The 7,079-nt window shown below is 40.0% G+C and carries 4 protein-coding genes; 2 read left to right on the top strand and 2 right to left on the bottom strand.

Annotation, left to right across the window (positions count from 1 at the left end):
* Nucleotides 1-130: 130 nt before the first annotated feature.
* The gene (locus WHS63_RS04365) at nucleotides 131-628 is read right to left on the bottom strand and encodes a TIR domain-containing protein (protein WP_445204056.1); all 498 of its coding nucleotides are present in this window, start codon (nucleotides 626-628) and stop codon (nucleotides 131-133) included.
* A gap of 359 nt (nucleotides 629-987) precedes the next feature.
* Nucleotides 988-4,437, bottom strand: a complete 3,450-nt coding sequence (locus WHS63_RS04360) for a SpoIIE family protein phosphatase (protein WP_445204055.1) — start codon at nucleotides 4,435-4,437, stop codon at nucleotides 988-990.
* A gap of 556 nt (nucleotides 4,438-4,993) precedes the next feature.
* Between WHS63_RS04360 and WHS63_RS04355 the strand changes: the two genes are divergently transcribed.
* Both WHS63_RS04355 and WHS63_RS04350 read left to right on the top strand, forming a co-directional pair.
* Nucleotides 4,994-6,574 (top strand): O-antigen ligase family protein, encoded by a 1,581-nt coding sequence (locus WHS63_RS04355; RefSeq protein ID WP_445204054.1) that lies wholly within the window; start codon nucleotides 4,994-4,996, stop codon nucleotides 6,572-6,574.
* Nucleotides 6,561-7,070 carry a DNA-3-methyladenine glycosylase gene (locus tag WHS63_RS04350; protein WP_445204053.1) on the top strand — a complete coding sequence of 170 codons (510 nt, stop codon included), beginning with the start codon at nucleotides 6,561-6,563 and terminating at the stop codon, nucleotides 7,068-7,070. The genes WHS63_RS04355 and WHS63_RS04350 overlap by 14 nt, the downstream gene beginning before the upstream one ends.
* Nucleotides 7,071-7,079 lie beyond the last annotated feature (9 nt).

Here is a 7,079-nt window from a genome sequence, read left to right as displayed (position 1 = left end):
ACTTTACCATGGGAGTTGGTTTTTGGGTCAATGTAAAACTATCCCTTAACGGGGATATTTCCAACTCCCATTTTTTATCTACAAAATTTTATTTTGGACGGATGTGAAGTCAGTTGACATTTTTTCTCTTTTAATAATCATTTCGAATCTGGATTGCAGTCTCAATCCAATCTTCAATATGCTCGCTTATATAATCATAAACATTTTTGCTTGTTGTGTATGGCGGGTCATAAGTCTTTACGATACTTGATAGTTTTTTATTATCCCTTTGCATTGTAAAATCATCAAAAGGATTTTTGCCTTTATTTGATTGTTCTCCTGCTGAATTTTTCAGATTGTGGATATAAATACCCAGCAAACCTTTTCCGTCATTCCAAGATTTTTCTATTTCATACTTTATCCATTTACGACCAGCAGTATTTTCTCCAATCAAAACTATGGTACACGAACGACCATTAAGTTGGTCATCAATCCATTTTTGAATGGCTTTGTCTCCGCCTTTTGTAACAGTTTCCCAATCGTTATCCGAAGCAGGTTTATTACCTTCTACTTTTCCAATATTTCTAACCTGAGAAGCTCTCCAGTTATCAGGTTTGTAGTGAAAACTATAAAAAACTCGTCTTGTCATGTTTCTAAATTTTTAAGGTTAATATGATGGTTGCGGTCTTTTTCTTATGGTGCACAACTCGTTTATAACCGTACCAAAAGTAATTATATACATCTATTTTGGGTGTATAACCGTACTTTTTGTAAGGTTTATTCAAAAATATAATATTTTCATTAATCATCAAATGAACTTTTAATTTTTTCATACTACTCTACTTAACACTTGAAATTGTTCGTTGATGAATGATAGTGAGTTTTGTAGAACGTAGATTACGCTGATTTGTTAGCTTTACACGGTTTAAAGGGGTTTAATATAAAGGTGTTTAATGTAATTCAGTGCGGGCGGGTATTAGCAACAATGAACCAGTTCTGTTCCGGGTTCTATAGCCGTATTCCCATTACCAGTATATCGTCGAGTTGGTCGTGGGGGCCAATCCATTGGTCAATGGTGTCGTCAAGAATTGTTTTTTGCTCTGTCATATTCTTTTCGGAGATACTAAGCAAGAGTTCCTTGAAGTTCTTTGACATAAACTTGCGGTTATCGGGCCCGCCAAACTGGTCAACATACCCATCGGAGAACATGTATATGCAATCGTTCTTTTTTATCTCAATCTCATGGAGGGTAAATGATTCTACCTCGTTTATATGTACTCCAACAGGCATTTTATCACCCTTGTACTCAATCAATTTTCTGTCTCTAATCAGGTAGAGCGGATTGTACGCACCGGCAAACAGGAGGGTGCTAGTATCGTAATCAATTACGCTTAGGGCAACGTCCATTCCATCTTTTGTTTCGTTTTCCTTGCCCACCTGCGCTAGGGCTTTTTTGATATTGGTTCTTAGCTCATTCAGCAGAATGTGAGGGCGAACATCGTTGGTATTTTTAACAATCTCGGTAAGGAGGGTAATTCCCAGCAAGCTCATAAATGCGCCGGGTACTCCATGCCCGGTACAATCGGCAGCGGCTACAATTATTTTGCTCCCTTTCTGGGTCATCCAGTAGAAATCGCCACTAACAATATCGCGGGGTTTAAGTAAAATAAAGTAATCCTTAAGTATCATGTCGGCAACTTCCTTGCTTGGCATTACGGCTGTTTGTATTCGTCGGGCATACGAAATACTCTTAATGATATCCTGGTTCTGCGATATTATTTGGTCACGTTGCGATGTTATTTCATCGCGTTGCGCTTCAATTTCCTCCTTCTGCTGTAGAATTTCCTGGTTCAACACTTTAAGCTCATCGCGCTGTTTCTCAATGGCGTTCTTTTGCTCCTCAATGGTTTTTGTCCTTTCCTTTACCTTTTGTTCAAGGATTTGTTTTTCCTTGATGAGGTTTTTCTCCCTAGCTCTAATAATTACTACAATAAGAGCAACAGCAATGGCTGCAACCAGTGAGTAAAACCAAATTGTTTGGTAGAATGGAGGGGTAACGCTAAACGAGTACTCCTTAATATCGCTTATATTATTCATGGCGTCGCGGGCCCGAATCTGCAGGACGTGGTTTCCCGGAGGGAAGTATGGGAAGTCTTTTTCTGGAACATTACCCCAGTCGGACCACTCGGACATAAGCCCCTTAAGCTTGAACTGGTATTCCACGCCTTTCTCCTTCAGGTAGAAGGGTGCACCCAGCTTAATCTTAAATGCATTGTTGTTAGCTTCCAGCTCAACGTAATTGGTGTTAAGGCTATTCCCTGATTTATCCAAAACCTGTTTTACGAAAAGGTTAACCGCTTTAAGGGTATCGTTTTGCTTGGTTGGGTAGATTTTGTATAGCTGGCTAAAACCATTTACCACCCAAACCTCGTTGCTATCGGCATAGCTTATAGAGTTAACCCGGTCAAGCAATCCAATGTATTTTGCAATCCTTTGATTCTGTTCCGTTTTTGGGAAGGTGTACCAAATCTGTCCGGCTCTTAACCAGGTTTGCTCGGGGCTAGAGTAGAATGCCTTGTAATTGGTTTGTTGGGCATATTCGGGATGTGCACCAATGCTATCGGCAGTATGGTAAAACTTAAATATCCTTGTAGGGGTAATAATCAGGTATTCAGCACCTACCTTTCGTACAACAGGCGATACAACCGAGTATTTACCTTCGGAAATGGGAATCAGTTTGGGGTTACCTGAGTTAATATTAGTTGCTTTGTACACTTTATAATCAGTTGTAAAAACTATTTCCGATTCGGTTATCTCCGAAACCGATGTAATTTTTTCGTTATTAAGTTTTAATACCGCCTTTGGGTTTAAATTGCCTTCTTCGTATTTAATTCGGTAAAGTGTTCCCCACGAACCAATGTATAGGACATTTTTATCGAAAACACTTGGATTGATGCTAAAAATATATTGGCTGGGAATAATGGGTTTTGGATCAGCCATGCCAATATAGTATAATCCGGTGCTCGACGCTATTAAAAGAATATTGTTCCAGGTCTGAAGCGCGCTAATTTTACCACTTATCCCACTAATTTTTTGGTAAATAAAGTTGCTTGAGAGCAACAATCGCTCTTTCCTTTTAATTACTTTTTTTTCGTATTCTATTTGCTCGGTTTCAATTTCATTGGTTTGGATTTGGCTAGGTTCCATTGGCATTTGCTCTGCTCGTTCCCCACCAAAGATTCTGGCAAATAGGCCTTTTTTCTTTGCAGTTGTCTGTTGGTCTTTTTCAGGTTCCTGAGGGGGTTGTGGCTGAACAGCTTGTTTTACTTTTTTTACAACGGGTTTTTGGGTAGTGAACTGAATGGTTTTGGTAGAGTAATTCTGTACTTCAGTTAGCCTATATAGCCCATCGCTGGTTCCCACGTATAATGAACCATTAAACTTTACTGTAGATAGAATGTTTCCCTGCAGTCCCGAAATGTGATGGTACGACGAGATAGGGACAGATAAATCAACCCTGGAAATTCCCATTCCATGTACTAACCAAAGTCCTCCGTTGCTGTCCTTACCCATTGCGTTAACTTCATCATCGGGCAAACCGCTGGAGTAGTTAATGAAATGGCTTGTTTCGCCGGTAATGGTATTTACAATTACACATCCGCCAATTAATGTGGATAATGCAATTGACTTATCATCAAATGAGATACCGCTTGTTAAGTAGCTGGCATCAATGTAATTCTGGTCTTTTAAAATGATTGGCGAGAATGTTTTTCCGTCAAATTTGAAAACTCTATTGGAACTTGTTCCAATAATTTGTTCATTGTTATGTTTAAATGAGAACAGTATCTCGCTATTCCCCAGAACCGAAGTATTGATTTGTGTTGCATCCTGTTTGTAAACCCTAAAAACTGCCGATTTGTTTTTTACGATGAATAATTGTTCACCCACACTAAACATATCGGTAATGATTTGGGTACTATCCCTCTCGGTATAGTAATTTTCAACCCTGTAAGGTTCAACTCTTCGAATTTTATAAATGCCATCAACACCGGCAGCGTAAAGAATATTGTTAAAGTGATGAAAAAGGTAGAACAATTCAGTTCTATTCTGCTCTATGGGTACAAAAACATTTATTCCATTCAAATTTTTCTTAAAGTAACCCAGAACCTTATCGCCACCTACAAATAGTTTATCTAAATAAGTAATTGCCATAGGTTGCCCACCAACTGGCAGATGTTCCCAGTTGTACCCATCGAAACTGAAAATGCCGTTCTGGTTAAGAACATATATCATATTGTTATCACCCTGAACAACCTGATAGTTATCAGTGCTCATGCTCACCGGGAGCGTGAAGTTGGTAATAAAAGGAATTCCCTTTTGTGCAAACCCCGAAATTGCTAACCAGTTCATCAGCAGTAAAATCAGGATTTTCCAGGATAGTGCATTATTTGCTTTCATACAAAAATGATATAAGGAAGGCTTTTAAGTTACTAACATTTAATGCGATATCAAATTCTTGGTGATATTTTAACATAAAAATGCGAAATTTATCCTTGAAGATATTTTTGCAAAAAATAACCTAATACCCCTTGCCCTTGAATAAGGCTCCTTAACCCAATAGGACTTAGTGTGAGTAGTTGTTAGTTGATGTTTGATAGTTAATTCAAAAGAATACAGATTACGCTGATTTTGTAGATTTACACAGGTAATATTAACCAAATACTAAACACTAAAAACCAAACACTAAACACCAACCACCAACCACCCCTGTACACTGTTCACTACACACTGCACGCTAAAAATGAAATCCTTCGCTCCCCGCCAGGGCGGGACAGGCCGCTCAGGATGACAAGCGGAGAGAAAATTCAAGGGAACGCAGATAACGCTGATTTGTTAGTTTTACACAGCTTAAAGGGGGTTAATACATTTTCATATTCAATTAATCAAGAACCAATAGCTGTTGACCAGTAGGCTACCTTCCAATTAACTATATTTGTAAAAATTTACTGAGTTGATGTTTGGTGAGCATTTCCATCAGAAAGTATATCTTGCCGCTCTTGTGGTAATTCTGTGCAGTTTACCCTCCTCAATTATTGGTTTAAGCATTGGAACAATTACGTTGGTTGTTAACTTTCTTTTGAGCGGCAACTGGGCTATAAAGCTACAACGGCTGAAGTCCCAACCAATGGTTTTGGTTTTCATGGCAATGTATTTACCAATCCTGCTTAGCGGATTGCTTTCCAGTAATCATCGTTTAGGCCTTGAGATTGTCCGCCTTTGGCTGCCTGTCCTACTGATACCACCAATTATTGCTGCTTCCCAGGAATTAACCAGTAAGGAGTTTAGGCTTTTACTCTGCCTTTTTATTCTTTCCACTTTTATAGTTACAATACTAGGTACCTACAATTACCTTACCGGCGATACAGCCGATATTAGAAAAATATCGCCGTTCATATCGCATATTAGGCTTGCACTGATGGTAAATCTTGCCCTTGCCATCATGGTTTACTTTATAGCGCTTCAACCGCCAACGAAAAACCTTGCCGTACTGCTTCATCTCTTTGTTTTGATATGGTTTCTGTTTTTCCTTTTTCTCTTGGCTTCGTTTACCGGCATTTTAATGCTAGTTCTTTTGATAGTGCTAATTGTTATCAAGTATCTGTTTGGGCTTGGCTCTGTTGCTCGCTTTGTTACTATTACTGGTTTATCAACATTGATTTTTCTTATGTTATCGTACTTATTGCATAAGTATGATAGCATGAATACCATTAGGCTTAGCCCGGAAAATAGCCCAAAAACTACTACAGTAAATGGAAATCCCTACCAACACGATTTGTTATCCAAGGAAACGGAGAATGGGTATCTTGTAAATATCAACATTTGCGAAGATGAACTACGTAACGAGTGGCCTAAACGGAGCAATCTATCGTACGATGGAACCGATAAAAAGGGTCAACCCTTAAGGAGCACCTTAATACGCTACTTAACATCGGCAGGGCTTACAAAGGACTCTGTCGGATTAAGTCACCTCGATTCGGCCGATATTGCTTTAGTTGAACTTGGGTATACAAATACAATTTTCAAAAAGAGGGTAACAGGTTTTGATAGCCGACTCTACGAGTTTTTCTATGAGCTAAATAAGTTCAGGCAATCAGGCACACTAACAGGAGGTTCTGTTCTTCGCCGTTTGATTTATGCCCGTGCGGCATGGCACGTTATTAAGGGGAGCCCTATACTTGGTGTTGGTTACGGCGATTTGCCTACTGCCATGAACCAATTCTATGATATTTATAGGGTTGATTTACCACAGAGCTACCGGTTTATGCCTCACAATCAGTACTTAACAATTTGGGCTTCGGCAGGAATTATTGGGTTAGCAGTTTTCCTGCTTTCGCTATCTCTACCCTTTTTATTTTCGTCGAATTTAAAGGCAATGCCAGTTCTCTATTTTTGGGTAATGGTTTTGATTTCGATGCTTTTTGAGGATACCATGCTTACCCATACAGGCATATCGTTTGTAGCGGTGTTCAGTGCGCTTTTCCTTTTTGGGCATAGTTTCCCAATAGTAAAGAAAGAGGATTATGCGGCTCGATAGTAAGTTCTACCAGCGCGATGTTCTTGAGGTGGCCCCAGACCTGCTGGGCAAAACACTGGTTCGAAAATTCGAAAGCGGCGACGAGTTACGGGTAACTATAACTGAGGTTGAGGCCTATCGCGGAACCGATGATTTGGGTTGCCACGCCAGCAAGGGCATGACCGAGCGTAACAGGGTGATGTTCGCACGGGGTGGGCTGGTTTACGTTTACCTTATCTACGGGATGTACTGGATGTTCAATGTGGTTACCTCGGTTGAAAACAATCCACAGGCCGTACTTGTAAGGGGGGTAACAGGAGCCGATGGCCCCGGAAAGCTTACCCGCTTGCTTGCCATTGACAAATCCTTTTATGGTGAAGATTTGGTGACCTCAAATCGCCTTTGGCTAGAGGATAACGGAGTTGCACCTGGTTTCATAACCACGCCCCGCATTGGAATTGACTATGCTGGGCCATACTGGTCAAAGGTACCATGGCGGTTCCTTCTGAGCACCTAGTTTGTATTC

This window comes from Tenuifilum sp., assembly GCF_037481895.1.
Taxonomy (GTDB): Bacteria; Bacteroidota; Bacteroidia; order Bacteroidales; family Tenuifilaceae; genus Tenuifilum; species Tenuifilum osseticum.
This window is presented reverse-complemented; position numbering and strand designations above follow the sequence as displayed.